The organism is Azospirillum sp. A23 (assembly GCF_042938965.1).
Taxonomy (GTDB): Bacteria; Pseudomonadota; Alphaproteobacteria; order Azospirillales; family Azospirillaceae; genus Azospirillum; species Azospirillum melinis.
In genome coordinates, this window is the sequence record NZ_CP170666.1 from 947781 (window position 1) to 973639 (window position 25859).

Genomic DNA, 25859 nt, shown 5'->3' on the forward strand with positions numbered 1-25859 from the left:
TGATCCGCCACAACATCCACGAAAGATGGAGCCAACCGATGAAACGCTATCTCGTTCTGGGCTGCACCGCCGCGCTGCTCGCCGCCACCCCCGCGCTCGCCGCCTCGGACCACAGCGTGACCAAGTCGAACAACCCGTCGGTTGCGGCGATTGACGACAGCGTCGACCCGGCTCTGATGAAGCTGCACGTCGACCAGCTGAAGGGCAAGGACATCTACGGCGCCAAGGGTGAGAACATGGCGGAGATCGAAGACATCGTCCGCTACGACAACAAGCTCTACGCCGTGATCGACGTCGACCACACCATCGACGTCAGCGACAAGGACGTGGTCCTGCCGCTGAACAAGCTGCACATGAAGGGCGTCCAGCTCACCCTCGACATGACCGAGCAGCAGCTCCAGGGCCTGGAGAAGTGGCAGAAGGGCCGTTACGAGACCGTGAAGGGCAAGGGTCCGCTGAGCGAACTGTCGCGCTAGTCTGCCCATGGAAAAGGCGGCGGAGGGAACGCCCTCCGCCGCCTTTTCCTTATTGGAGCGAGGCGTGCCCTATACAGACAGGTTCAGCAGGGAACCGCGCGGCTGGTAGCCCTGCGCATTCACCCGGGCGGCGAGCGTACCCGCGGTGGTGTCGACGGCCTGATTGCCCTGGGTGGCGGTGCGAGCGTCGCGGGTCTGGTCGGACTTGCCGGCCGCCTGGGGGGCCGCGACGGTCTGCGTCCGCACCGCAGGCGCGGTCTGCTGCGCCGCCTGGACCGCCGGGGACATGGCGACCTGCGCCGCGGGGGTCAGCTGCGGGGTTGGCTTCAGCGTCTGATAGGACGGTATGGCCGGGTTGACTTGCATGGTCGAATTATGCGCTCACCCGGCGCAGGATTCAAGACGCCCAGCCGTAGCTTGGCTCCGCTGGGCTCTAGGGCGTTTCGGGCACCCCGGACGGCGTCGAGGCCGCGGACGGCACCGCCGGCTTCGATTGCTTCGACGGCTGCCGGCTGGTCCGCCGCCGCTCCAGCACCAGCGCCAGAGCCAGCAGCGCGGCAACCCCGACCAGATTGACCGCCAGTACCATCAGGGCACCGTCCTCCGCCACCAGCAGGGCGGAACCGGCAATGGACAGCACCACGCCGACGCAGAAGACCGGCAGCGAATGCCGGCCGCAGGCGACCAGCAGGCGGGCGGGGGCGGAGCGCAGCCATCCCGCATCCCGCGGCACCAGCAGGGCCGCCGCACAGGCCAGCGCCAGGAAATGCAGGAGCCGCATCGGCCCCAGCGTGTCCTTGTCGGCCCAGGGGATCGTCTCCTCCGGCAGCCAGCCCCGGAGCGCCGCCGGCGTCACGGCATGACCGATGTCGGAGGCGGCGAACTTCCACACCGCCATGCCGCCGAGCAGCGCCAGCACTGCCGTCAGCAGCCAGCGCGACTGCGGCAGCCGAACCCGCCCGCCGCGCACCACCAGCGCCAGGGCGGTGCCGAGGAAGAACACGCATTGCCAAGCCAGCGGGCTGAAGTTCCAGTCCTCGTCCCACAGGTTGGGCGGCACCAGCCCGGGGGCCGCCTGCGCGACCAGATAGAGCAGGACCGACAGCGCGACCGCCGCATAGCCGAAGCGGGCATAGCTCCACAGGAACAGCGGCGCCACCGCCACCAGCAGGATGTAGAGCGCCAGGATGTCGAAGGCGAAGGGCAGATACATCAGCACCAGCGTCCACGCCATCGCCGTGACCGGGGTGTCGAACAGCGGCGCGAAGCTTTCCAGGCGGTTCGACGCCTCCATCGGCAGGTCGCCGATATACACGGCGAAGGCCACCACCAGCGCGCTGACCAGCATGGTCAGGATGTTGGCGACCCAAAGCTGACGGCAGCGGTCGAGCGCCTTGCGCTGGCAGGCCGCGAACCCGCGCTCCGCCAGCACCGGGCCATAGGCCAGCGCGATGGCATAGCCGGAGATGAAGACGAAGATCTCGGCCGAATCCGACGGTCCGAAGCGGGCGGGCATCAGCTTCGCCAGCGGATTCCCGCCGACATGGTTGATGAAGATGATCAGAAGGGCAACGCCCTTGAAAAGATCGAGCCGGGCGTCGCGTGTCTGACGTTGCTGCATGCAGCCCTCGCCTCTCCTGCTGTCGCGGGCTCCTGCGCCCGTGTGGAAGCGGCCCCGATGGGGGTCAGCAGACGAATCGCTACGGTGCCCGACTACCTTGGGTCCGGCACCGCCACGACGGATGTAGCCCAACCATGGTCAATTTCGCCGCCCGGGTGTCCAACGCGATGGGGGAATCCTTCCAACGCGGCGCCGGAGGGGAAAAGCGTTAAGCCCTTCTCGGGAGGGGTGTGGAAACCAACCCGTTATCGGGGGAGGCAGGAATCGCGGGCGGATGAGGAGGGCGAAGCACATCGCCGCACCTCTCTCATTTTCATCGCGCTGGACAAGCCATTCCCCCGCGGCGCAAAAGGATGAACGCGGAAGAGCAGTTCCTTCCCGCTTCCTTCGCCCGGTCGCGGAGCCGTCACGCGGCCCAAGGGCCGGCGTGGCCCCGGCGCCGTGCAAAAAGCCTGTTGCTGCAACGGCCAAAGCCACTCCCCGGCGTAGGTTCGGGCGAGCAGAGCGAGGCCGTGGCGGAGTATTACTCCTGCCGAGGCTCCGTTTGCGCCATGGTGAACGGCGTATGCGGAAAATCGTGAGGCGACGTCAGGGAACAAGAAGGCCCGCTGTTGATTGTTCTTCACATGACCCAGCTGTCGCTTGCCGTGCGGCAGGACAGTACAGGCCGCACCGGGCGGCGGGTCGCCAACATCGAAGCGTAATCGAGAAGGATGGCAACCATGCGTGGGATTTCGAAGATCGTCATGACCGCCACTGCGGCCGGCGCCCTGTTCGCGCTCAGCGCCTGCGGCAGCACCGAAACCTCGCGGACGGCCACCGGCGCCGGCTCGGGTGCAGTGGCCGGTGCCGTCGTCGGCGGTCCGGTCGGTGCGGTGGTCGGCGGCGTCGGCGGCGCGGTGGCCGGCAACACCATGGACGAGAGCCTGAGCAAGAAGACCGACCGCGTGACCGACCGCGCAACGGCCGAAGTGAAGGACGAGACCTCTGGCAGCTCCACGCGCCGGTCGTCGGCCAACCATTCCGGCAGCATGGCCTCCAGCACCCGGCTGAGCCACGATCAGGTCCGCGAGCTCCAGCAGGCGCTGAACGACCGCAACGACGGGCGTGACATCGCCGTCGACGGCGTCTGGGGCGCCGGCACCCGCAGCGCCCTGATGAAGTTCCAGCGTGACAACGGCCTGCGCGTCACCGGCCGCGCCGACCAGCAGACGATGTCCGCCCTGAACATGGGCAGCACCGGTCAGGCCACCTCCGGCAGCACGACCGGCAACACCACGGGCAACACCACCGGGACGACCGGCACGATGAACAACACCACGCCGGGCGCCACCGGCACGACCGGCACCCAGCAGTAACGGCAGCTCAAGGCCGCAACCGCATCGCCGGTTCCGGGGCATCGCGACGGCAGGCAGCCGCCGCGGCGTCCCGGAACCGGCGATGTCGTTTTACCGGTGCTGTCATTTTCCGGTCAGTCCCGGCCCCAGAGCCCCCGCTCGCCCAGATCCTCGCCACGCTGGCGTTCCAGCGCCTGGGAATAGCGGCGCAGCGCGAAGGACTCCGTCACATAGCCGATGATCCGCCGGTCGGTGGGGGAGGACAGCACCGGCAGGGCTTCCACCTCCTCGCTGCCGAAGCGGTTCAGCACGGTGCGGGCGTCATCGCCCGGCATCAGGACGGCATCGGACTTGCTGGCGAGCGAGCCGACGCGGGTTTCGGTGGCGCCGGTGTCCTGTTCCGGGTCGTGGACGACCGACATGTCGACCATCCCGGCATAGCGGCCCATCTCGTCCACCGCGAAGACCGCCTTGGTAGAGCCCAGCGGGTAGAGACGGCGCAGCGCCTCCACCGTCAGGGTGGCCGGCACCGTCTTGGCGTCCCGGCGCATCAGCCGGAAGGCCGTCAGCTCCGACAGCCAGCCGACATCGTAGGCCCCGCGGATCGGCACGCCGCGCAGGTGGAAGCGCCAGGTGGCGAAGGAATAGCCGAAGGCCTGCCGCACCACTGTGGTCGACAGCACGACCCCGATCAGCACGCCCGACGCCGCCCACAGATCCTGGGTCGTCTCCAACACCAGCAGCACCATGGTGACCGGCGCGCCGACGACGCCGGCGGCGACCGACCCCATGCCGACCAGCAGCAGCAGGCCGCCGTCGATCCCCAGCCCGGGCAGGAAGGTCGCTATGGCCTGTCCCAGCAGGCCGCCGAACAGCCCGCCGATGAACAGCGAGGCGCTGAACAGGCCGCCGCGGAACCCCGAGCCAAGCGACACCGCCGAGGCCAGGATCTTCGCCGCCAGCGTCAGGGCCAGCGCGAGCGCGCCGCCCGCCAGCTCCGGGGGCACCGCGCCGGGGCCGCTGCCCATCACCGCCGGAACCGCCAGCGCCAGCGCGCCCACCATCAGCCCGCCGATGGCCGGGCGCATCCAGCGCGGGACCGGCAGGCGGTTGAAGCCGCGTTCGGCCATCGTCACCGCCTGCATGGCGAGGATGCTGAGCCAGCCGGCCAGGAAGCCGACGACTCCGCAGGCGGCATAATCCCAACCGGCGATCTCCACCGGCCGGCCGAGCGCCAGCGGCACCTCGCCGCCGGTCAGCAGGGCCGACGCCGCCACCCCCAGCGCCGCCGCCGCCCCGACCGGGGCCAGCACCGCCAGCGTGTAGCCGCCCAGCACCAGTTCGAAGGCGTAGAAGGCTCCCGCCAGCGGCGCATGGTAGGCCGCGGCGATGGCCGCCGCCGCCCCGCAGCCGACCATGGTGCGCAGATCGGCCCGGCGCAGCCGCAGCCGCTGGCCCAGCGACGAGGCCAGCCCGGCGCCGGCCTGGGTATAGGCCGCCTCCATGCCGACCGACGCGCCCGACGCGTTGGACAGGGCGGTGGTCACCGTCAGGCGCAGGCTGTCGATCAGGGACATCTTGCCGCCATAGAGCGCGTTCGCCTCCACCGCGTCGACGATGGCGTTGGGGCGCCAGCGACGCACCAGCAGCGACAGGATGCCCAGCAGCAGCCCGCCCACCGCCGGCACGCCGAGGGTGCGCAGCAGGTCCGGCGCGCCCTGCCCCAACCGCTCGCCGTCGGGCAGATCGAAGGCCAGCGTCTGCATCAGCAGCACCGCCTCATGCAGCAGACCGACCGCCAGCCCGACCGCGCCGCCGACAAGCGCTGCCAGCACGACCACGGCGAGCGCGCTGTTGCGCACGCTCCAACGCTCGGACACGGTGGTGGCGGCGGACGCATCGAGCGTCGCATAGGGATCGCTTCCGGCGCGGGCGTTGTCGCCCACGCCGTCGATGGACGCGGAGTTGTCAGGCATGGTCACGCTGATTGATGGCCCTTCCGTATGGGGTCAATGGGCCGGAAGGGCGTGAGTTCCGTCAGGGCTTCGACGGTTGCGGTTTCGATTGAGGCTTCACCGTCGGCGGAACGGGGGCCGCGGGGGTGGCCGCAGGAGCAGCGGGAGCCGGTGCGGGAGCAGGTGCCAGAGCAGGTGCCGGAGACTGGGCTGCCGGTGCCGGTGCAGGCTGGGCCGAGGCAGGTTGACCGGGTGCAGGCTGGGCAGGCGCCGCGTCGGTGACGGCGGGTGCCGGGGCGACGCCGGCACGGCGCAGAACTTGGGCAAGGTTGTCGCGCACCTTGTCGGCCAGTTGCACGTCGGGCTCGCCGGCCTCGTGGAAGATGACGGTGAACAGGCGGCGCTGGGACAGCAGGAAGTTCAGCGTGACATGCAGCTTGCCCTGCGGCATCGCGCATTCGACCGATCCGGTGCGCAGCCAGACGGCCCCCGCCTGCTCGGACTGGTTCAGGACGACGGTCGGCGTGCCCTCGCAACGCTGCTTCATCGCCTCGGCGAAGCTGTCGGACAGCTCGTCGATCCTGGCGCCTTCGCCCACCGCTCGCTCGCGGATGCCGCCGACAATCGGGCCGAAGCGCCAGGCGACGTCGGCCGGGCGGCGGTCCTGCGGGACCTTGTCCATCGGCACCAGTTCGGCGTCATGGACCCCGGCGGCGGTCAGCAGGCTGTCCAGCCCTTCCGGCAGGCGGTTCTTCCTGTCCTTGTCCGCCGGGCGGCCGGCGGCGACCTTGATCGGCGGGACGTTGCCGCCCTTGTCGACGCAGGTCTTCAGGTCGCCCAGCACCTTCTTGGTGCCGGCAAGCTTGAAGACGATGCGGTCGCTGGCCGACGACACCACCAGCTCGTTGCCGCCCATCAGGGCGTTGATCAGTTCTTCGTCTTTGCCGTTGGAAACCACCAGCATGTCCGGCTGCGACGCGACGGCGGTCCGCTCCCGCTTCAGCTTCTTGTCGACCTCGATGGTCACCGGCCACTCGCCGCCCTTCGGCAGGTCGGCGCCGGGAATGCCGATGCCGATGTTGGTCTCGCCCTTCGGGCTGCGCGCGAACATCAGCACATGGCCGGAGGTGAATTCCCCCTCCGCCACGCAATAGGCGAAGCTGCCGTCCTTCTTCTTGGCGGCCCCGCCGTCCCAGCTTTCGATCAGCTCACCCGGCCCGTCGGGCTTGGCCGGGGCCGACGCGGACGGGCTGGCGGCCGGTTTGCCCGGCGCACCGTTCGGCGCAGTATTCGGCACGTTGCCCGGTTTGGCGTCCTGCACCGGACCGCCGGGAACGACGATCTCGGCCTCCGGCTCGGGTAGTCCGTAATAGGCGGCGGGAGGAATCGTCGGCTGCACCGGCACCAGTTCGGCCATCGCCGGAGCCGACGCCACCCCCAGCAGGAGAAGCGCGGACAGCGATGCGGCGAAGCGGGCGGTCATGACGAGGTAATCCGTGGATGGTTGTGGCGGCGAAGCTATCCGCGCCTGCCCCCGTCCGCAAGCCCAACCGCCCGTCCTGTTGCACGGAGCAGACACCTGTTGCAAAGGACACGCATAAGGAAGCGCCTAGCCGCCGAAGAAGGTCTCGCGCAGCCTCTCGTCCGACAGCGCCGCCACCGGCCCGTCGCCGACGACCCGCCCCAACCGCAACAGCACGGCGCGCGGCGCGACCGCCAGGGCGCGGGCGGCGCTCTGCTCGGCCAGCAGCACAGCCGTGCCCGTGTCGGCGATGCGGCGGACGGCGGCGAACAGCTCGTCGGCCAGCTTGGGCGACAGACCGAGCGACGGCTCGTCCAGCAGAAGCAGGCGCGGCCGGCCCATCAGCGCGCGCCCCAGACTCAGCATCTGCTGCTGGCCGCCGGACAGGCGCCAGGCGCTCTCGCGGCTCTTCAGGGCAAGGTCGGGGAACAGGGCGAAGACGCGCTCGACATCCCGTGCACGGTCGCGGGCGGCGGGCAGGCCGGCGACCTCCAGATTGTCGCGCACGCTCATGCCCGCGAAGACCCGCCGCCCTTCCGGCACATAGCCGATGCCGCGCCGGACCCGCAACTCGGTGGCAAGGCCGCCGATGTCGGCCCCATCGAAGCGAAGGTCCCCCCGCGCCGGCACGAGGCCGAGCAGAGCCTTCAGCAGGGTCGACTTGCCCGCCCCGTTGGCGCCGAGCAGCGCCACCGTCTCCCCCGCCGCGAGGCTCAGCGACACGTCGTCGAGCGCGTTCGCCCCGCCATAGCCGGCGGTCAGGCCGCGGATGGACAGCAGCGCGCTCATGCCGGCACCGCCCGGCCCAGATAGGCGGCGACCACCGCCGGATCCCGGCGCACGCCGCCGGCCGGCCCGTCATAGATGACCCGGCCGCGGTCGAGGCACAGCACCCGGCCGGTAAGCGGCAGCAGGAAGCCCATGTCATGCTCCACCAGCAGGATCGCCACGCCCTCCTCCGCCAGTTCTCGCAGCAGGACCGCAAGTTCCGCCTTTTCGCCGTCGGTCAGACCGGCAGCAGGTTCGTCCAGCAGCAGCACCGCTGGCCGGCGGACCAGCGACCGGGCCAGTTCCACCCGACGCCGCAGCGCCGCCGGCAGCCCGTCGCAGCCCTGGCCGGCGAGGTCGCCGACGCCCAGCCGGTCGAGCGCCCAGCGGGCATGCGCCTCCGCCGTCCGGGCGTCGGGATCGACGGCAAGGCGAGCGGCGGCGACCGCCTCCAGCACGCCGGCCCCAATCGGCAAGACCGCCGCCTGGAAGCTGCGGGCCAGTCCGGCGCGGGCCAGCCGGTCGGCGCGCAGCCTGGTGACCTCTTGTCCGCCGAGCCGCACCCGCCCGGTGTCCGGCCGCTCCAGCCCCGACAGCAGGTTGATCACCGTGGATTTGCCGGAGCCGTTCGGCCCGATCAACCCGGTGATGCTTCCCGGCCGCAGATCGAGCGACACGCCGTCCACCGCCCGCACACCGCCGAAGGACTTGCGCAGATCCTCCACGGACAGTCCATCCGGCGAATTTAGCGGACGCGGCGGCTCCTTCGCCTCGACCGAATTGCGCGGCTTGCTGCCGAACAGGCGGGCCGCGATGCGGTCGAGCAGGCCGGTCAGCCCGTCCGGAGCCAGCACCACGGTCGCCAGCAGCGCCACGCCATAGACGACCAGATAGCCGCGCTCCAGAAAGCGGAACCATTCCGGCAGATGCAGCAACAGCACGGCGCCCAGCACCGCTCCGGCCATCCGCCCCCGACCGCCGACGATGGCGATGGTGAGGATGGAGACCATGACCGGGAATTCCAGCACCTCCGGGGAGACGACGCGCTGGGTGTGGACGGCCAGCGCCCCGGCGGCTCCGGCGAACAGGGCACTGATGCCGAAGGCGGCCAGCCGCAGCCGCCCGACATCGAGCCCCAGCGTTGCCGCCGCCAGCGGATCGTCGCGCAGCATCGCCAGCGACCGGCCGAGCCTTCCCCGCGCCAGTCGCCAGCCGATCAGCCCGCCGAGAGCGACCAGCGACCAGACCAGCCCGGCCATCGGCAGCCCGCGCGGCACCGCCCAGCCGAACAGCACCGCCGCCGGCACTCCGGCCAGCCCGTTGGAGCCGCCGGTCAGCTCCGGCAGGTTGACCGCCAGCAGATGGAGGACCTGGGCAATGCCGAGAGTCGCCAGGGCGAAGTAATGCGATTCCAGCCGCAGCACCGCCAGACCGACCGGCAGGGCCAGCAGCAGCGGCACCAGCATCGACAGCGGGAAGGTCGTTTCGAAACCGAGGCCGTAGCGGCTGCCGAGGATGCCCGTCACATAGGCGCCGACGCCGAAGAAGGCGCCCTGCGCCAGCGACAGCGCGCCGCCGAGGCCGAAGACGATCTGGAAGCCGAAGGTCGCCAGCGCATAGACCCCGGCGACGGTCAGGACGCGCAGGCCGTAGGGGGACGCGAAGGCCAGCGCATAGACCAGCAGGGCAAGCGCGCCGGCAATGAGAATGACGGCCGGCCGACGTTCACCCACGGCGCCGCACCGCTTCGCCGAACAGCCCTTGCGGGCGCAGCACCAGAATCGCCAGCAGCGTCAGGTACAAGGCCCCCAGCGCCGCCGGATATGAGAGCACCGACGATACGCCCACCTCGAACAGCGCGATCAGCAGAGCGCCCACCACCGCACCGGGCACGGAGCCCCAGCCGCCCACCGTCACCGCGATGTAGGCCTTCAGGATCAGGTCGCCGCCCGAGGTCGGCGTGACGAAATAGCGGTTGGCCAGCAGCAGCCCGGCCGCCCCGGCGCAGGCGGCCCCGATGGCGAAGGTCACCAGGATCATCGCGGTGACCGGCACGCCGCAGGCCCGCGCCATCTCCGGGTCCTGCGCGGTGGCGCGCAGCCGGCGGCCGAGCTGCGTGCGGGCGAACACCCATTGCTGCGCGCCGATCAGCAGACCCGCCACCGCGACGATGGCGAGCGACTGCTCGGGCACCGCCAGCCCGGCGATGTGCAGCGTGTCGTCGCCGAACAGCGGCGGTGCGGCGCGCGGCTCCGGCCCGAACAGGATGGCGGCCCCATTCTGCAGGATGATGCCGACCGCGATGGTGCTGATGAAGACCGAGACCGGCGGCCGGCGGCGCAGCGGCAGATAGGCCGCCAGCGCCAGCAGCAGCCCCAGCGACGCCATCAGCAACAGAACCACCGGCAGCAGGACGATGCCCGGCAGCGGGATCAGCGGCGCCGCCGCCACAGCCAGGAGCCCGCCGGCCATGACGAGATCGCCCTGGGCGAAATTCACCGCCGAGGTGGCGTTCAGCACCAGCACGAAGCCCAGCGCCACCAGGGCATAGGCTGCCCCCAACGCCACCCCGTTGAGCAGCAGTTGAAGCGCCGCCATCCGCTCACTTCGCCGCAAGCGTCGGGTCGTCGTACCGCTTCACCAGCGCCGGCACCCGGCTGGTTCCGTCATAGCAGACGATGACGGCGGAATGGGCCATGTTGCCCTTGCCGTCGGACTTGTAGGTCATGGCGAGGCCCTGGAACGTCCCGGCGGACAGCGCCTTGCGAATGGCGTCCGGCGACCGGGCGCCGGCCTTCACCGCCTCCAGCACCATGGTCATGCCGTCATACTGGCCGAGCGCGAAGGCATCCGGCTCCTTGCCGAAGGCGGCGCGGTAGGCGTCGGTGAAGGCCTTGACCTCCGGCGTGCCGCCCGAAATCGGCGAGGCCGCGGTCTCGGCACAGACGCCCTTCAGTTCCGCCGGTTCCAGCAGGGCGGCGGTGCTCGGCTGATGCATGGCGGAGCCGGCGACGATGGGCAGGGTCACGCCGCTGGACGCCGCCTGCCGCAGCAGCAGCGCGGTCGGGCCGGAATGCAGGTGCAGGACCAGCACGTCCGGCTTGGCGGCGAGCGCCTTGGTCAGCACCGGCAGCAGATCCTTGGCCGCCGGGTCCACCCCCTCCTCGAAGACGGGCGTGACGCCCAGCGCCTTGAAGGCGGCGTCGAGATGGGCCTTGCCGCTCTGGCCGTAGGCGGTGGTCTGGTAGATGACGGCCGGCTGCCGCTTGCCCAGCTCCTCCACCACATAACGGGCATGGGCGGCCTTGGTGACCGCGTCGCCGGGGAAGAAGCGGAAGACCCAGGGATTGCCCTGCTCGGTGATCGAGGCGGTGCCCGACACGGTGACCAGCGGCAGCTTCAGCTCGCCCGCCAGCGGCAGCATCGCTAGCATCTGGGTGCCGAGCATGCTGGCGGCGACCGCCCCGACCGTGCCGCGGCCGGCCGCGCGCTCCAGCGCCGTCACCGCCGCCTCGGGCGAGGTGCCGGTGTCGACGACCTCCGAGGCGATGGCGACGCCGGCCGGCGTCTGCTTCAGCGCCAGGACGGCACCGTTGCGCTGGCTGGTGCCCTCCAGCGACAGGAAGCCGGTCAGCGGCACCAGCACCGGGAAGGACAGCGTGTCGTCGGCACGGGCGGCGGACGATAGACAGACGGAGGACAGGCAGGAGGATACGGCCAGCAGGCCGATCAGGAGGGGAAGCGCGCGCCGCATGACCGATACTCCTCAACACGCGCCGGCGGTTGGGGCGACGCGGAGGAGACGGGGCGCTTCGCAGCAGCTTTCAGCGGGTCCGTCGGGTTCCGGTCGGCTCCCTTCGCCGGCATGACCCGGATCAGGTTCGATGGGTGTTGTCTCAGCCCATGCGGTTGCCGAACCGGCATCCGCACAGGCACCCCAGCCGTGAACAGGCGGCGAGAGTGTCGCCGCCGGCCCCGTCCTGTCAAGAACCCAACCGGCGGCGCGCCACCATGGTTTCACGATGCAGGATGTAGAGCCCGCTGCCGATGATGACCATGGCGCCGGCCAGGACCGGCACCGTCGGCAGATCGCCGAACACCAGCCAGCCGAACAGGCTGGCCCAGACCATGCCGGTATATTCGAAGGGCGCCACCACCGCCGGCGGCGCGCGGCGGAAGGCCTGGGTCAGCAGGACCTGCGCCCCGGCGCCGATGGCGCCGACCAGCGCCATCAGCCCCAGCGCGAAGGCGGTGGGCGCCGTCCAAACCGGCACCGCCAGCGCCCCGCTGACCACCGTCGTCGTCAGCAGCAGGTAGAGCACGATGGACGCGCTGGTTTCGGTCCGCGACAGGCCGCGCACGGCGAGCGCGGCCAGCGCATAGAACAGGGCGGCGCACAGTCCGACCAGCACCGGCACCAGCGGCGCCCCGGCCGACGGCTGCGCCATCACCACCACGCCGCCGAACCCGACCACCACGGCGGCCCAGCGGCGCCAGCCCACCGGCTCGCCCAGCAGCGGCGCCGACAGCGCGGTGATGAACAGCGGACCGGCGAAGCTCAGCACATAGACGTCGGCCAGCGGCAGCTCGCGGAACGCATAGAAGAAGCATCCCATGGAGATCAGCCCGGCGAAGGCGCGCCAGACATGCCCCAGAGGCCGCCGCGTCCGCATAGCCGCGATCCCGCCGCCGCACGTCAGGGTGTAGCCGCCCACCAGCAGGAAGGCGACCAGCGAGCGCACGAACATCAGCTGCGGCACCGGGTAATCGGCGGTCAGGAATTTGATGAGCGTGTCCATCGCCGCGAACAGCAGGATCGCGCCCAGGAAGCAGCCGACGGCATAGGGAACCGAATCGGCCTCGGCAGGCAGCAGGTCGGCGGTTTCGGCGTCGGTCATGGACTCGGTTCGGAACGGCAATGGCTGGGGCTGCCCACATTATGGGCAAATGCGCCCGCGTCCCAATGCCGCAACCGCAGGTCTGCTAGGCGCAGCCAAGGTCAAGGGTCGGCTCATGCGCCGACCTCGCCTCACCGCGTCAATACCATCACCAGCCGCTCGACCGGCGCATCGTTCACCAGATGCGAGTCGACGATCTCGTCGATGTCCTCCGGGGTTTCCGGCCGGTACCAGATGCCTTCCGGATACACCACCATCAGCGGCCCGGCGGAGCAGAAGCCGAGGCAGCCGGTCATCGCCATGCCGACATCGGTCAGGCCCTTGCCCTGGATTTTCTGATCGAGCCGCTGCCACAGCGGATGCGCACCCTTGGCGGCGCAACTGCCGCGCGGATGGCCGGGCGGGCGCTGTTGGGCGCAGCAGAAGACGTGGTGGCGGAAGGTCTGCGGGATGTCGAGCGGCATCGGTCATGCTCCATAGCCATAAAATTTCTATGGGTAAGAAGCATGCCAGAATGCTGCGTTGCGGCAAGACTTTTTGTAATCCTTCCAACTCCCGGCGGCGGTTGGATTCCCCGCACCATGAAATGCTTGGTCGCCAGAGCATTGACGGTTAAGAATCCCCGGCAAGGGGCAATCCAGGAGACGCCGGTGCTGCTGAGCGGATCGGGGAAGGGCCAGCCGGGCGCCGTGCCGGGCTGGGTCGGGTATGCGCTGCTGCCGGTTCTCAACCTCGTCGCGGCCTTCGTGCTGTCGGGGCTGGTGATCCTGGTGATCGGCGAGAACCCGGTGGACGTGCTGTCGCTGCTGCTGTCGGAGGCCCTGGGATATCCCGAGGCCATCGGCTACACCCTCTATTACACCACCGACTATATCTTCACCGGGCTGGCGGTCGCCATCGCCTTCCATTGCGGGCTGTTCAACATCGGCGGCGAGGGGCAGGCCTATCTGGGCGGGCTCGGCGCCGGGCTGGTGGCGCTGGCGCTGACCGGCTGGCCCTGGCCGGTGGTGGCTGTGCTGGCGGTGCTGGCATCGGCCCTTTTCGGCGCCGCCTGGGCCTTCATCCCGGCCTGGCTCCAGGCCAAGCGCGGCAGCCACATCGTCATCACGACGATCATGTTCAACTTCATCGCCGCGTCGATCATGACCTGGCTGCTGGTGGACGTGCTGATCCGCCCCGGCAGCCAGTCCCCGGAAACCCGCGAGTTCGATCCCGGCGTCTGGCTGCCGTCGATGGACCGGGCGCTGGGCTGGTTCGGCATCGCGATTCCTGCCTCGCCGCTGAACCTGTCCTTCCTGTGGGCGCTGGCCTGCTGCCTGCTGTTCCACATCTTCCTGCGCCGCACCCGCTGGGGTTACGAGCTGCGCACCGTCGGCCGGAACGAGCGGGCGGCGGTCTATGCCGGCATCTCGCCGGCACGGAATATCATCATCGCCATGCTGATCTCCGGTGCGCTGGCCGGCTTCGTGGGCGTGAACGAGATCCTGGGCGTGCAGCACCGGGTGATCCTGAACTTCACCGGCGGCGTCGGCTTCGTCGGCATCGCCGTGGCGCTGATGGGGCGCAACCATCCGGTCGGGATCATTCTGGCGGCACTGCTGTTCGGTGTTCTGGCGCAGGGCGGCGGCCAGCTGTCCTTCGAATACCCCACGATCAACCGCGAACTGGTGATGGTCATCCAGGGTCTGGTCATCCTGTTCGCCGGTGCGATGGAAAACCTGTTCAAGCCGCAGGTGGAGGCCCTGTTCCGCCGCCGCGGCGGTGCTGCCGCCGCGGATGCCGCAACCGGGGGGAGGGGCTGAGCGATGGAAGACGCGCTGCTTCTGGCCTTGCAGCTGCTGGGCGCCACCATCCGCGTGGCGACCCCGCTGGTGCTGGCCGCCTTCGCCGGCATGTATTGCGAGCGGGCCGGCGTGGTCGACATCGGGCTGGAAGGCAAGATGCTGGCCGGCGCCTTCTTCTCCGCCGCCGTCGCTTCGGCAACGCTGAACCCGTGGCTGGGGCTGCTGGCCGGCATCGCCGCCGGGGTGGCGCTGGCGCTGGTCCACGGCTTCGCCTGCATCACCCACAACGGCAATCAGGTGGTGTCGGGCATGGCGATCAACATCCTGGTCGCCGGGCTGGCGCCGACGCTGGCCTATGCCTGGTTCCAGCAGGGCGGCCAGACCCCGCTTCTGCCTAACCAAGCGCGCATCCCCGCGGTGGAGTTGCCGGGGGCCGACGCCCTGTCCGGCGTTCCGGTCCTTGGGCCGGTCTACCGCGAGCTGCTCAACGGCAACAATGTGCTGATCTGGGTGACGCTGGTCCTGGTGATCGCCACCCATTGGGTACTCTACCGCTCCCGCTTCGGATTGCGGCTGCGGGCGGTGGGCGAGAATCCGGCGGCGGTCGACACCGCCGGCCTGTCGGTGGCGAAGCTGCGCTATCAGGCGCTGCTGGTCACCGGCGTGCTGACCGGCATGGCCGGCTCGTATCTCTCCACCGGCCATGGCGCCGGCTTCGTCCGCGACATGACCGCCGGCAAGGGCTATCTGGCGCTGGCGGCGCTGATCTTCGGCAAATGGCGGCCGGGGCCGACCCTGTTCGCCTGCCTGCTGTTCGCCTTCACCGACGCGGTGCAGGTCCGCCTCCAGGGTGTTGTCCTGCCGGGCATCGGCGTCATCCCGGTGCAGTTCATCCAGATGCTGCCCTATGTGCTGACCGTCCTGCTGCTGGCCGGCTTCGTCGGCAAGGCCATCGCTCCCAAGGCGAGCGGCATCCCCTATGTGAAGGAACGCTGAGCCGATGGCCGACACCGCAGAGCTGCCGCAGCTGATCGAAGCGGCCCGCGCCGCGCGCGAGAATGCCCACGCCCCCTATTCCAAATTCAAGGTGGGTGCGGCGATCCTCGGCGACTCCGGCCGCATCTTCGCCGGCTGCAATGTGGAAAATGCGGCCTACCCGCAGGGGCAATGCGCGGAATCGAGCGCCATCGGAGCCATGGTCACCGCCGGCGACCGCCGCATCCGCGCCATCGTCGTGATGGGCGGCGAGGCGGGGGCCGAGGAGATCTGCACCCCCTGCGGCGGCTGCCGCCAGCGCATCCGCGAATTCGCGGCACCGGACACGCCGATCCACATCTGCGACCCTGCCGGCCTGCGGCGGAGCTTTCCGCTGGAAACCCTGTTGCCCGAATCGTTCGGCCCCACCAATTTAGCCTTCTGAGCGGAGTTTCCCGACATGACCGCAGCCCGCGCCGCCGCGGACATCCTTCACCGTGCCTCCGGCCATCGGCCGCGGGTCGGCATCGTGCTGGGCTCCGGCCTGGGCGGCATCGCCGACCGCATCGCCAACGCGGTCGTTATCCCCTACACCGACATCGCCGGTTTCCCGATCCCCAGCGTGTCCGGCCATGCCGGGCGGCTCGTCGTGGGGCAGCTCGGCGGCGTCGAGGTCGCCTGCATGCAGGGCCGCGTCCATGCCTATGAGGGCAACGGCTTCGATGCGTTGAAGACCGCGGTGCGGGCGCTGAAGCTGGCCGGCTGCGACACGCTGGTGCTGACCGCCGCCGTCGGCTCGCTGCGGCTGGAGGTCGGACCCGGCCGGCTGATGGCGATCAGCGACCATTTGAACCTGCTGGGCAGCAACCCGCTGACCGGTCCCAACGACGAGGCCTTCGGCGAGCGCTTCCCCAGCATGACCGACGCCTGGAATCCGGAGCTGCGCAGCCTGCTGAAGGACGTCGCCGCCGGCCTGTCCATCGATCTGGCGGAAGGCGTCTATGCCGCCTATCCCGGCCCGTCCTTCGAGACGCCGGCCGAGGTGCGGATGATGAAGCTGCTGGGCGCCGACGCGGTCGGCATGTCCACCGTTCCCGAATGCATTATCGCGCGCCATTGCGGCCTGCGGGTCGTCGGCTGCGCCGTTGTCACCAATCTGGGCGTCGGGCTCGGCGACGGGCCGGTCGACCATCACCAGACCCTGACCGCCGCCTCGGCGGCAGCCGCCGACCTGGAGCGCCTGCTGGTCGGCTTCCTCGAACGCCTGCATGAGAAGGACGGGTCCCGGTCATGAAACTGTCTGCCGACCTGCAAAGCGCGCTGGACGCCAGCGCCAACGCCCCGTCCGACGCCGATCTGGCGCGCCGTGCCGTGGGCATGCTCGACCTCACCAGCCTGAACGGCGACGACAGCGACCGGGTGGTGCAGGATCTCTGCGCCCGCGCCGTCACGCCCGTGGGGCCGGTCGCCGCGGTCTGCGTCTGGCCGCGCTTCGTCCCCACCGCGCGCAAGGCGCTGGACGGCACGCCGGTGAAGATCGCCACCGTGGTCAATTTCCCGACCGGCGAGGCCGACGCCGCCTCGGTGGCGGCGGAAACCCGGCGGGCCATCGCCGACGGGGCGGACGAGATCGACGTGGTGCTGCCCTACAAGGCCTTCATCGACGGCGCGCGCACCCAGCCGATGAATGTCGTGAAGGCCTGCCGCGAAGCCTGCGGCGACAAGGTGCTGCTGAAGGTGATCCTGGAATCGGGCGCCTTCCCCGATGCCGACCTGCTGGCCTGGGCCTCGCGCGACGCCATCGCTGCCGGCGCCGATTTCCTGAAAACCTCCACCGGCAAGACGCAGCCGGCCGCGACCCTGCCCGCTGCGGCGGTGATGCTCGACAGCATCTATGAATCGGGCAAGAAGGTCGGCTTCAAGGCGTCCGGCGGCATCCGCGACGCGGCGGAGGCGGCACGCTATCTGGCGCTGGCCGACCATATCCTGGGGGATGGCTGGGCCACGCCGCAGACCTTCCGCTTCGGGGCCTCCAGCCTGCTCGACGCGCTGCTGACGGCGGCCGGCCACGGGGAGCGGGAAGGCGAACGCGAGCCGGCCCCGGCAGGAGGGTACTGAGGCATGCTTCCGCAGGAAATCGTCCGCGCCAAGCGCGACGGCCAGCCGCTCGACGCCGCCACCATCCAGGACTTCGTCCGCGGCATCACCGACGGCCGCGTGTCGGAAGCCCAAGCGTCGGCCTTCGCCATGGCCGTCTTCTTCCGCGGCATGAGCCTGGACGAACGGGTGGCGCTGACCCGCGCCATGCGCGATTCGGGCACGGTGATGGAGTGGAAATCGCTGGACCTGCCCGGCCCGGTGATCGACAAGCATTCCACGGGGGGCGTCGGCGACAAGGTCAGCCTGATCCTGGCACCGATGCTGGCCGCCTGCGGCGGTTTCGTGCCGATGGTGTCGGGGCGCGGGTTGGGCCACACCGGCGGCACGCTCGACAAGTTCGAGAGCATCCCGGGCTACCGCGCCAAGCCCGACAACGAACTGCTGCGCCGGGTGGTGAAGGAGGTCGGCTGCGCCGTGATCGGCGCCACCGACGACATCGCCCCGGCCGACAAGCGGCTCTACGCCATCCGCGACGTGACGGCGACGGTGGAATCGCTCGACCTCATCACCGCCTCGATCCTGTCGAAGAAGCTGGCGGCCGGGCTGGATGCCCTGGTGATGGACGTGAAGTTCGGCAGCGGCGCCTTCATGCAGCGCTTCGAAGATGCCGAGGCGCTGGCCGACAGCATCGTCACGGTGTCGAAGGGAGCCGGCCTGCCGGCGGTGGCCCTGCTGACCGACATGAACGAGGTGCTGGGCCGCAGCGCCGGCAACGCGCTGGAAATGCGCGAATGCCTCGCCATCCTGCGTGGCGAGCCGGCCGAACCGCGGCTCTACGAGGTGACCGCGGCGCTGGCCGCCGAACTGCTGGCGCTGGCCGGGCTGGCGCCGGACGCCGCGGCGGGCCGCGTCCTGGCCGACCGCTCCATCGCCAGCGGTGAAGCGGCGGAACGCTTCGCCCGCATGGTGGCGGCGCTGGGCGGGCCGGCCGACCTGCTGGAACAGCCCGACCGCCATCTGGAAAGCGCGCCCATCGTCCGCCCGCTGTTCGCCGAACGGGCCGGCTTCGTCGGCGCCATCGACACCCGCGGTGTCGGCATGGCGGTGGTGGCGCTGGGCGGCGGCCGGACCAAAACGACCGATGCCATCGACTTCGCCGTCGGCTTCGACGAGGTGGCCGGGTTGGGCGACGCGGTGGGACCGGGCGACCGTCCGCTGGCGATCCTGCACGCCCGCAGCGAGGCCCAGGCCGACGAGGCGGAGCGCCGCCTGCGCGCGTCGATCACGGTGACGGACACCGCGCCGCTCCGCGGGCCGCTGATCGCGAAGCGTCTGGGGTGAGAGGCGCTTAACCCCTTCTCCCCCCCCCTGCTCTCGCGCAAACTTCGTTTGCGCTGACGCGACAGGCGGACCTGTGGTCCGCCGAAAGCGGGGAGAAGGTCGGGATGAGGGGGTTCGGCGTAGCCGAAGAGATCCTCGAAGCGGAGCCCCCTCACCCTAACCCTCTCCCCGGGGGGGAGAGGGGATCAAGTGCGGGAAAGGTCGGAGCCTACCGCCGGAACAGGAACTCGCGGCCGACCTTCACGCGGCGCTCGCCGTCATACTCGATGATGTCGGCGGTCGCGTAGGTCTCGGTCCAGCGTTCGGGCAGGTAGCTGCCGGTGCCGATGATGTCCACCGGCGCGTTGGCTTCCGCCATCAACCGGCACTTGGCCGGGCCGAAGCCGCTGCTGGCGACGATCTTCACCGCCGGGAAACCGGCATCGTCCAGCCTTTCGCGAACGTAGTGGATCGCCGCCGCCGACACGCCGGTGCCGATCAGGTAGCGCAGCTGCGTCTCATCGCGATAGCCGCGGATGGCGTGCGGCGCATGGCGCTCCAGAACGGCATAGGAGCCGGGAGGGTCTAGCCCCTCGACGAACCGGCCGCCGGGGGTGTCGAGCCGCAGCGACAGCTTGCCCTGGGCGGCCAGCTGCGGGAAACGGCGGCAGACCTCCAGCCCGTCGGTGATCTCGCGGCCGAAATAATCGACCAGGACGGTCAGGCCCAGGTCGGGGAAGGTCTCGTGGAACATCTCCGCCGCGCGCACGGTCGATCCGGCATAGCCGATCAGGGCGTGCGGCATGGTGCCCATGCCCTTCTCCTGACCGAAATAGGGGGCGGTGGCGTCGGTGGCATTGCCGATGAAGCCCTTGGCGCCGACCTTGCGCTTGGCGCGATCTGACCCGACGGAGGCGGCATAGGCCATCATCTCCGCCATCTCCGTCCCGGCGCAGTGGCGGGCATCCATGGCAAGAAAAGCGACCTTCGGCAGGTCGGCGCACATGGTGAAGGCGTTGTAGGCGGCGACGCTGGCCGGGCCCAGCTTCTGCAGCAGAATCGTCTCGCAATCGACCAGATGGTAGAAGGAGCCGGTGATGTACATGATCGGCTCGCCGGCGCCGACCCATTTGCCTTCGGGGTAGTTCAGCTCGATCTGGAAGCTTGTGTTGCGTTCACGCGCCACCGACTCCAGCCACTCCACCGCAAGGCGCGGGGCGCAGACCACGGGACGCCGCATGAAGATGGCGTAGGTCACGGTCTTGTCGCCGAACTTGCCCACCGCTTCCTTCGTGCGGCGGAAATAGGTGTCCGTCCAGTCGGGAACCGAGGCGGAGGGCGGGAGAAGAGCCGTCGGCCCCTGTCGGGCCTTCCGGCTGCCGGCCGCTTGGTTGCCAGCTGAACGGTTGTCGGTGTCGCTCATACCCGTCACCCTCGCCTTTCGCCCCAGTCTGCACATGCGTCTGCACATGGTTCCACGCATCGGTCTGCGCATGGCGTTGCAGTGCTTCGTCGTCATGGTCCGGCCCCCGGACAGGGCAGCCGGCCGGTTGTGTTGGTATCCCAGCATTATACGTCCCGGCCGGACGGGGGAAGAGGCTTCCCATCCGGCCAACCCGTGGTGGATGGCTGCGTTGCATTTTCTGCGGGAAGCAGGATTGCGGCCGTCACTGAATACATCGACTGCCGCCGAAGGCTACACCGCAAGTCCGCAGTCGAAATCCGGCCGTCCTTCGACAATCAAAGGAAAAATCCACTAAAATACCTTTATTTGACCTACCACTTCCGCGCTTTTAAGGTTTCACGCACCGGTTCGTCGGCAACATCCAGGCAGAGCGGAATGAGCAAGGCAGCAATGTCCGCGGAATTGGAATTCGCCGAATCCAACCGGAGCGGCCTGCCCTCCTTCGATGGCACCGGGAACCGGATCGTCCTGGCCTTGCTGGGGCTGATGCTTGCCTTCGCCGGCGCCGGGGTCGGCGGTGTGCTGCTGCTGCGTCCGGCCCCAGCCCAGGGCGCCCATCCCCCGGCACGGGTCGAGGTTTCGCCGGCCGTCTATGCCGCCCTGCCCACCCTGACGATCACGCTGAACGACGGCCGCCGCCTGCAGGAATTGCGGCTGCGCGCCGTACTGGAATTCGATCCGGCGACCCCGATGGAGGCGGTAACACCCCACTTGGCGCGCATCGCCGATGCCATGGGCCGGCGCCTGCTGGAGGTCGATCCGGCCGAACTGCGCGGGGCCGACGGGCAGGTCTATATCAAGGACGCGCTGCGCTACGTCGCCAACAAGACCATGCGCCCGCTGAAGCTTCGACAAGTCCTGATCCAGGACATGCTGCTGCGCTGAGGGCGCGCTTCCCAACGCCACGCACCTCCCCGTATGCTGCCGATCCACATTCGACGGTCCCCAACCGTTCGGGAGAACCGTCTGTAGGATCAGGGTCCAGTTGCGGAAGGAGACGGCCGTGGCCGAGTTCGATTTCGACCTCTTCACCATCGGGGCGGGGTCCGGCGGCGTCGCCGCCAGCCGGCGCGCTGCGTCCTATGGCGCCAAGGTGGCGATCTGCGAGGGCAGCCGCGTCGGCGGCACCTGTGTGATCCGCGGCTGCGTGCCGAAGAAGCTGCTGGTCTACGCCGCCCAGTTCCGCGACGGTTTCGACGACTCCGCCGGCTATGGCTGGAGCGCGCCCATGCCGTCCTTCGACTGGGAAACGCTGATCGCGCGCAAGGACAGCGAGATCGACCGGCTGAACGGCATCTACATCAACATGCTGAAGAACTCCGGCGTCACCCTGTATGAGGGGTTTGGCCGGATCGTCGACCGCCATACCGTGGAGGTCGACGGCAAGCGCTACACCGCCCGCAACATCCTGATCGCCACCGGCGGCTGGCCGACGCTGCCGCAGGTGGAGGGGATGGAGCATGCCGCGACCTCCAACGAGGCGCTGCATCTGGAAACGCTTCCCCATTCCGTCCTGATCGTCGGCGGCGGCTACATCGCGGTGGAGTTCGCCAGCATCTTCCGCGGTCTGGGCGCGGAGGTGACGCTGATGATCCGCGGCGACGATCTGCTGAACGGCTTCGACGACGACATCCGTGTCGCCCTGGCGCAGGAAATGCGCAAGCGCGGCATCAACATCATCTCGCGCTGCAAGCCGGCGAAGCTGGAAAAGGGTCCCGGCGGCTATACCCTGACCGACCATATGGGCCGTGAGCATTCCGCCGGTCTGGTGATGGCCGCCACCGGCCGCCGCCCGAACACGAAGAATCTGGGCCTGGAAGAGATCGGCATCGCCCTGGACGAGGCCGGCGCGATCCCGGTCGACCAGTGGTCGCGCACCTCCGTCGACAACATCTATGCCATTGGCGACGTCACCGACCGCATGGCGCTGACCCCCATCGCCATCGCCGAGGGCCGCGCCCTGGCCGAGACGCTGTTCAACGACAATCCGATGCACATCGGTTACGACAATGTGCCGACCGGCGTGTTCTCCCTGCCGCCGCTGGGCACCGTCGGCCTGACCGAGATGCAGGCACGTGCGAAATATCCGAAGGTCGACATCTACAAGGCCGGCTTCCGCCCGATGAAGCACACCCTGTCCGGCCGCGACGAGCGGGTGCTGATGAAGCTGGTGGTGGACGGTGAAAGCCAGCGGGTACTGGGCTGCCACATGATGGGCATGGATGCGCCCGAGATGATGCAGGCCCTGGCAATCGCGCTGAACTGCGGTGCCACCAAGCGCGATTTCGACCGCACCATCGCGCTCCATCCCTCCACTGCGGAAGAGTTCGTGCTGATGCGCGAGAAGGCGGAGCCGGAAAAGAAAATCTGAGCGCACAGTCCTGCCGCAACGGGGACCATGGGTGGAATCCTCCGCTCATGGTCCCGTTGCATGCCAATAAGGACCGGAAATCCCTGGACCTTCGCCGATTGTGGTACCTACCATGGCGGCACGAACAATTTTCCCAGGGAATGGCTCCAAACATGCGTGGAATTTTTGCAGCGGCTGCCTGCATTGCGGCGCTCGCCTCGGTCGGCGCGGCTCATGCTCAGACCAAGATCGGCGTCTGGGACGTCAAGATCGACAAGGACTGCGCCATCACGCAGGAGTGGAAGACGGATTCGAAGGACACCGCGACCATTGCCCTGGCCTATACCAACAAGGGCCAGGCGATGGTTCTGATCTTCGGCGATTCCGCCTGGAAGCTGAAGGAGAAGGAAGATCTCTCGATTTCCCTGTCGGTCGACAAGAAGTGGGGCGACAAGGTTCCGGGCGCCGCCATCGACAAGACGATGGCCGTCGTCGGCATCCCGGCGACCTCCAAGGCGATCGATGCCCTGATGAACGGCCGCGAGCTTTACATGGAGATCGACGGCAAGGGCGACGATTACGCCTACACCTACTATCTCGACGACACCCGCAAGGCGATCTCGGCCCTGGAAGCCTGCCGCGCCCAGGCGCAGTAAGCTCCCGGCACTCGGCAGTACTTATCGATAAAGGCGCCCACCCGGATGTGAAAAACCGGGTGGGCGCCGTTGTTCCAGAGCCACCTTCTATACGGAAGGCAGTCCTTCCTGCCGCCGCTGTGATCCATCCGGCATAGCACTCCGAAACAGGCATTCTTCCTGGAACGCTTCTAAAAATCCTTGGTTGAGGACGTGAAGCGATCCGGTCCGGACCCGGTCGCACCGATCCGCGGCCCCCGCAAGGCGGGCCATCTGACCCAGGAGGAATTCCTCGAATGTTCATGCACAACAAAAAGCTCATGTACACGGTCCGCGTGTCCGAGCCGAATCCGGTGCTCGCCAGCCTGATGCTTGAACAGTTCGGCGGCCCGCAGGGCGAGCTGGCCGCGGCCATGCGCTATTTCACCCAGGGTCTGGCCGATGAGGATCCGGGCCGCAAGGATCTACTGATCGACATCGCGACCGAGGAATTGAGCCACCTCGAGATCATCGGCTCCATCGTCGCCATGCTGACCAAGGGCGCCAAGGGCAAGCTGGCCGAGGGGGCGGAGTCGACCGCCGACCTGTACGCCAACATCACCCAGGGCAATGGCAGCCACACCCTGTCGCTGCTGTATGGCGGCGGTCCGGCCCTGGTGAATTCGGCCGGGCAGCTGTGGACCGGCGGCTATATCGACAGCATCGGCGAACCGACGGCCGATCTGCGCTCCAACGTCGCGGCGGAAGCGCGCGCGAAGATCATCTATGAGCGCCTGATCAACGTCACCGACGATCCGGGCGTGAAGGATGCGCTGGGCTTCCTGATGACCCGCGAGATCGCCCACCAGAAGAGCTTCGAGAAGGCGCTCTACGCCATCGACAACAACTTCCCGCCGGGCAAGCTGCCGGGCAAGCCGGAATACACCGACAAGTATTACAACACCAGCCAGGGCGAAGGCGACATGCGCGGCCCCTGGAACCAGGGCGCCCAGTGGGAGTTCGTGGACGTCAAGATGGGCGACGCCCCGGTCAATGGCGGCGACGGCAACCCGACGGTCAAGCTCGCCGCCTCGGAACTGGCGGCGGTCAATGCCGTGGCCGCCCGCACGATGTCCAAGCCGGATTCCGATCCGACCACCGGTGCCGACCTGGGCGCCGGGCCGGGCGCCGGCAAGACCAAGACGACCACCTGAGGCTAATGGCGGGGGCTGATAACACGCTCCTCCAGACAAGCCGTCCCCGTCATTGCGCGGGGACGGCGGCCTCTTCCTCGCGCCTGTGCAGGCCCATCAGCCAGATCAGCAGGCACAGGGCCGGAATGGCGCCGGCCATCGACAGCAGGAAAAAGCTGACCCAGTCCATCCGCTCCGCCAGCCAGCCCGACGAGGCGCCGAACAGGTCGCCGCCCAGCTTGTACAGGCTGGACAGCAGCGCATACTGGGTCGCCGTGTAGGCGACGTTGCACAGGCTGGACAGGTAGGCGACGAAGGCCGAGGTCGCGATACCGCCGCAGACATTCTCCACCGCCACGGTGACCGCCAGCATCGACACGTCGTTGCCGCTCCAGGCCAGAACGACGTAGCCGAAGTTCGACACCATCTGCAGGATGCCGCCGACCATCAGGCCGCGCAGGACGCCGACCTTTCCCACCAGCAGGCCGCCCAGCAGACCGCCGGCGATGGTCGCCCACAGGCCGAACAGCTTGCTGACGTTGGCGATCTCCACCTTGGTGAAGCCCAGGCTGATGTAGAAGGTCGAGGACATCTGGCCGGCCAGCACCTCCCCCAGCTTGTAGCTGGCGATGAAGGCCAGGATGACCACCCAGCCGCGCCGCTCCATGAACTGGGCGAAGGGCGCCACCACCGCACCGTAGATCCAGGCGAGAAGCACGGCGCCGCGGCCCGACAGATGCGGCCGGTGGCCCAGCCATTCGGCGATCAGTCTCTCTCGGGCGTTCGGCGGCGGTTCCTTCGGTTCACGGCACAGCAGGACGGTCGCCATGCCGACCAGGACCAGCCCGGCCATCACCTCGTAGGCCGTGCGCCAGCCGTGGAACTCGGCGATGTAGAGGGCGCCCGCCCCGGCCGCCATCATGCCGAAGCGATAGCCCAGCACCAGCACCGCGGCACCGGCGGCCTGCTGGTTTTCCTCCAGCACCTCGACGCGATAGGCATCGACCACGATGTCCTGGCTGGCGGAGCAGAAGGCGACCAGCACCGCGCACATCGCGGTCCACCACAGATCCTGCCCCGGATCGGTGCCGCCCAGCCCGAGCAATGCCGCGATCAGCGCCGCCTGCGCCGTCAGCGTCCAGCCGCGCCGCCGCCCGAACAGCCGGGTCATCACCGGCAGGCGCAACCGGTCGATCAGCGGCGCCCACAGGAATTTCAGCGCATAGGGCATGGTGACCAGCGCGAACAGGCCGATGTTGGTCCGGCTGACGCCCTGCTCGGTCAGCCAGACATTCAGCGTGGCGCCGGTCAGCGCCAGCGGCAGCCCTTCGGAGAAACCGAGGAACAGGATCGCCAGCACGCGCGGGTCGCGGTAGACCGCCAGGGCCTGCCCCCAGGAGGACAGGCGCGTTGTCCGCCAGGATGTCGGTTTCACCGGGGAGGCTCCTCTAGGGGGTGGTCCATCGCCCCCGATGTATAAA

The 25859-nt window shown here is 69.0% G+C and carries 24 protein-coding genes and 1 riboswitch; of the genes, 12 read left to right on the forward strand and 12 right to left on the reverse strand.

Going from position 1 to position 25859, the window contains the following annotated elements; genetic code table 11:
- Positions 1–38: 38 nt before the first annotated feature.
- Positions 39–476 carry a PRC-barrel domain-containing protein gene (locus ABNQ40_RS13175; protein WP_109048161.1) on the forward strand — a complete coding sequence of 146 codons (438 nt, stop codon included), beginning with the start codon at positions 39–41 and terminating at the stop codon, positions 474–476.
- A gap of 69 nt (positions 477–545) precedes the next feature.
- On the opposite strand, the gene ABNQ40_RS13180 is transcribed toward ABNQ40_RS13175, so the two are convergent.
- Positions 546–842: a hypothetical protein gene (locus ABNQ40_RS13180; protein WP_098737565.1), complete on the reverse strand. Its 297-nt coding sequence runs from the start codon at positions 840–842 to the stop codon at positions 546–548.
- A gap of 67 nt (positions 843–909) precedes the next feature.
- Positions 910–2097 (reverse strand): OpgC family protein, encoded by a 1188-nt coding sequence (locus tag ABNQ40_RS13185; RefSeq protein WP_109048160.1) that lies wholly within the window; start codon positions 2095–2097, stop codon positions 910–912.
- A 722-nt stretch (positions 2098–2819) separates the two neighbouring features.
- Between ABNQ40_RS13185 and ABNQ40_RS13190 the strand changes: the two genes are divergently transcribed.
- Positions 2820–3455, forward strand: a complete 636-nt coding sequence (locus tag ABNQ40_RS13190) for a peptidoglycan-binding protein (protein WP_109048159.1) — start codon at positions 2820–2822, stop codon at positions 3453–3455.
- Positions 3456–3568: 113 nt separating this feature from the next.
- Here the strand turns inward: ABNQ40_RS13190 and ABNQ40_RS13195 are convergent, their stop codons facing one another.
- The 8 genes from ABNQ40_RS13195 to ABNQ40_RS13230 form a co-directional block, all read right to left on the reverse strand.
- A complete protein-coding gene (locus tag ABNQ40_RS13195; RefSeq protein WP_109048158.1) occupies positions 3569–5410 on the reverse strand; it encodes a chloride channel protein in 1842 nt (613 codons plus the stop codon).
- Positions 5411–5471: 61 nt separating this feature from the next.
- Positions 5472–6872 carry a hypothetical protein gene (locus ABNQ40_RS13200; RefSeq protein ID WP_109048157.1) on the reverse strand — a complete coding sequence of 467 codons (1401 nt, stop codon included), beginning with the start codon at positions 6870–6872 and terminating at the stop codon, positions 5472–5474.
- Positions 6873–6998: 126 nt separating this feature from the next.
- On the reverse strand, positions 6999–7700 hold the full coding sequence (locus ABNQ40_RS13205) for an ABC transporter ATP-binding protein (protein WP_109048156.1): 702 nt from the start codon (positions 7698–7700) through the stop codon (positions 6999–7001).
- On the reverse strand, positions 7697–9412 hold the full coding sequence (locus ABNQ40_RS13210; RefSeq protein WP_109048155.1) for an ATP-binding cassette domain-containing protein: 1716 nt from the start codon (positions 9410–9412) through the stop codon (positions 7697–7699). Before ABNQ40_RS13210 ends, ABNQ40_RS13205 begins: the two co-directional genes overlap by 4 nt.
- A complete protein-coding gene (locus ABNQ40_RS13215) occupies positions 9405–10277 on the reverse strand; it encodes a branched-chain amino acid ABC transporter permease (RefSeq protein ID WP_109048154.1) in 873 nt (290 codons plus the stop codon). Before ABNQ40_RS13215 ends, ABNQ40_RS13210 begins: the two co-directional genes overlap by 8 nt.
- Positions 10278–10281: 4 nt before the next feature.
- Entirely contained in the window at positions 10282–11433 is a 1152-nt protein-coding gene (locus ABNQ40_RS13220) for an ABC transporter substrate-binding protein (RefSeq protein ID WP_109048153.1), read from the reverse strand.
- Positions 11434–11514: 81 nt separating this feature from the next.
- A riboswitch (TPP riboswitch) is annotated at positions 11515–11629 on the reverse strand.
- Positions 11630–11662: 33 nt separating this feature from the next.
- Complete coding sequence (locus ABNQ40_RS13225; protein WP_109048152.1) at positions 11663–12577, reverse strand: DMT family transporter; 915 nt, start codon at positions 12575–12577, stop codon at positions 11663–11665.
- A 131-nt stretch (positions 12578–12708) separates the two neighbouring features.
- Entirely contained in the window at positions 12709–13041 is a 333-nt protein-coding gene (locus ABNQ40_RS13230; protein ID WP_098737555.1) for a ferredoxin, read from the reverse strand.
- A 186-nt stretch (positions 13042–13227) separates the two neighbouring features.
- Between ABNQ40_RS13230 and ABNQ40_RS13235 the strand changes: the two genes are divergently transcribed.
- From ABNQ40_RS13235 to deoA, 6 genes are all read left to right on the forward strand, one after another.
- Positions 13228–14379 (forward strand): ABC transporter permease, encoded by a 1152-nt coding sequence (locus ABNQ40_RS13235; RefSeq protein WP_109048151.1) that lies wholly within the window; start codon positions 13228–13230, stop codon positions 14377–14379.
- Positions 14380–14382: 3 nt separating this feature from the next.
- Complete coding sequence (locus ABNQ40_RS13240; RefSeq protein ID WP_109048150.1) at positions 14383–15357, forward strand: ABC transporter permease; 975 nt, start codon at positions 14383–14385, stop codon at positions 15355–15357.
- A gap of 4 nt (positions 15358–15361) precedes the next feature.
- Positions 15362–15781, forward strand: coding sequence for a cytidine deaminase (cdd, locus tag ABNQ40_RS13245; protein WP_109048149.1), 420 nt, complete (start codon positions 15362–15364; stop codon positions 15779–15781).
- A 15-nt stretch (positions 15782–15796) separates the two neighbouring features.
- Entirely contained in the window at positions 15797–16630 is an 834-nt protein-coding gene (locus ABNQ40_RS13250) for a purine-nucleoside phosphorylase (protein ID WP_109048148.1), read from the forward strand.
- 83 nt (positions 16631–16713) lie between these two features.
- Positions 16714–17454 carry a deoxyribose-phosphate aldolase gene (deoC, locus tag ABNQ40_RS13255; RefSeq protein ID WP_391347431.1) on the forward strand — a complete coding sequence of 247 codons (741 nt, stop codon included), beginning with the start codon at positions 16714–16716 and terminating at the stop codon, positions 17452–17454.
- 3 nt (positions 17455–17457) lie between these two features.
- Positions 17458–18777 carry a thymidine phosphorylase gene (deoA, locus tag ABNQ40_RS13260; RefSeq protein WP_109048146.1) on the forward strand — a complete coding sequence of 440 codons (1320 nt, stop codon included), beginning with the start codon at positions 17458–17460 and terminating at the stop codon, positions 18775–18777.
- A gap of 208 nt (positions 18778–18985) precedes the next feature.
- On the opposite strand, the gene ABNQ40_RS13265 is transcribed toward deoA, so the two are convergent.
- The gene (locus tag ABNQ40_RS13265) at positions 18986–20179 is read right to left on the reverse strand and encodes a nicotinate phosphoribosyltransferase (RefSeq protein ID WP_109048145.1); all 1194 of its coding nucleotides are present in this window, start codon (positions 20177–20179) and stop codon (positions 18986–18988) included.
- 432 nt (positions 20180–20611) lie between these two features.
- On the opposite strand from ABNQ40_RS13265, the gene ABNQ40_RS13270 reads away from it, so the two are divergent.
- From ABNQ40_RS13270 to ABNQ40_RS13285, 4 genes are all read left to right on the forward strand, one after another.
- On the forward strand, positions 20612–21106 hold the full coding sequence (locus tag ABNQ40_RS13270; RefSeq protein ID WP_247879584.1) for a flagellar basal body-associated FliL family protein: 495 nt from the start codon (positions 20612–20614) through the stop codon (positions 21104–21106).
- Positions 21107–21224: 118 nt separating this feature from the next.
- Positions 21225–22592 (forward strand): glutathione-disulfide reductase, encoded by a 1368-nt coding sequence (gor, locus tag ABNQ40_RS13275; protein ID WP_109490735.1) that lies wholly within the window; start codon positions 21225–21227, stop codon positions 22590–22592.
- Positions 22593–22744: 152 nt separating this feature from the next.
- Positions 22745–23227, forward strand: coding sequence for a hypothetical protein (locus tag ABNQ40_RS13280; protein ID WP_109048143.1), 483 nt, complete (start codon positions 22745–22747; stop codon positions 23225–23227).
- 275 nt (positions 23228–23502) lie between these two features.
- Complete coding sequence (locus tag ABNQ40_RS13285) at positions 23503–24399, forward strand: manganese catalase family protein (RefSeq protein WP_109048142.1); 897 nt, start codon at positions 23503–23505, stop codon at positions 24397–24399.
- Positions 24400–24448: 49 nt separating this feature from the next.
- Here ABNQ40_RS13285 and ABNQ40_RS13290 read toward each other — a convergent pair whose 3' ends face one another.
- The gene (locus ABNQ40_RS13290; protein ID WP_109048141.1) at positions 24449–25813 is read right to left on the reverse strand and encodes an AmpG family muropeptide MFS transporter; all 1365 of its coding nucleotides are present in this window, start codon (positions 25811–25813) and stop codon (positions 24449–24451) included.
- Positions 25814–25859: the final 46 nt, after the last annotated feature.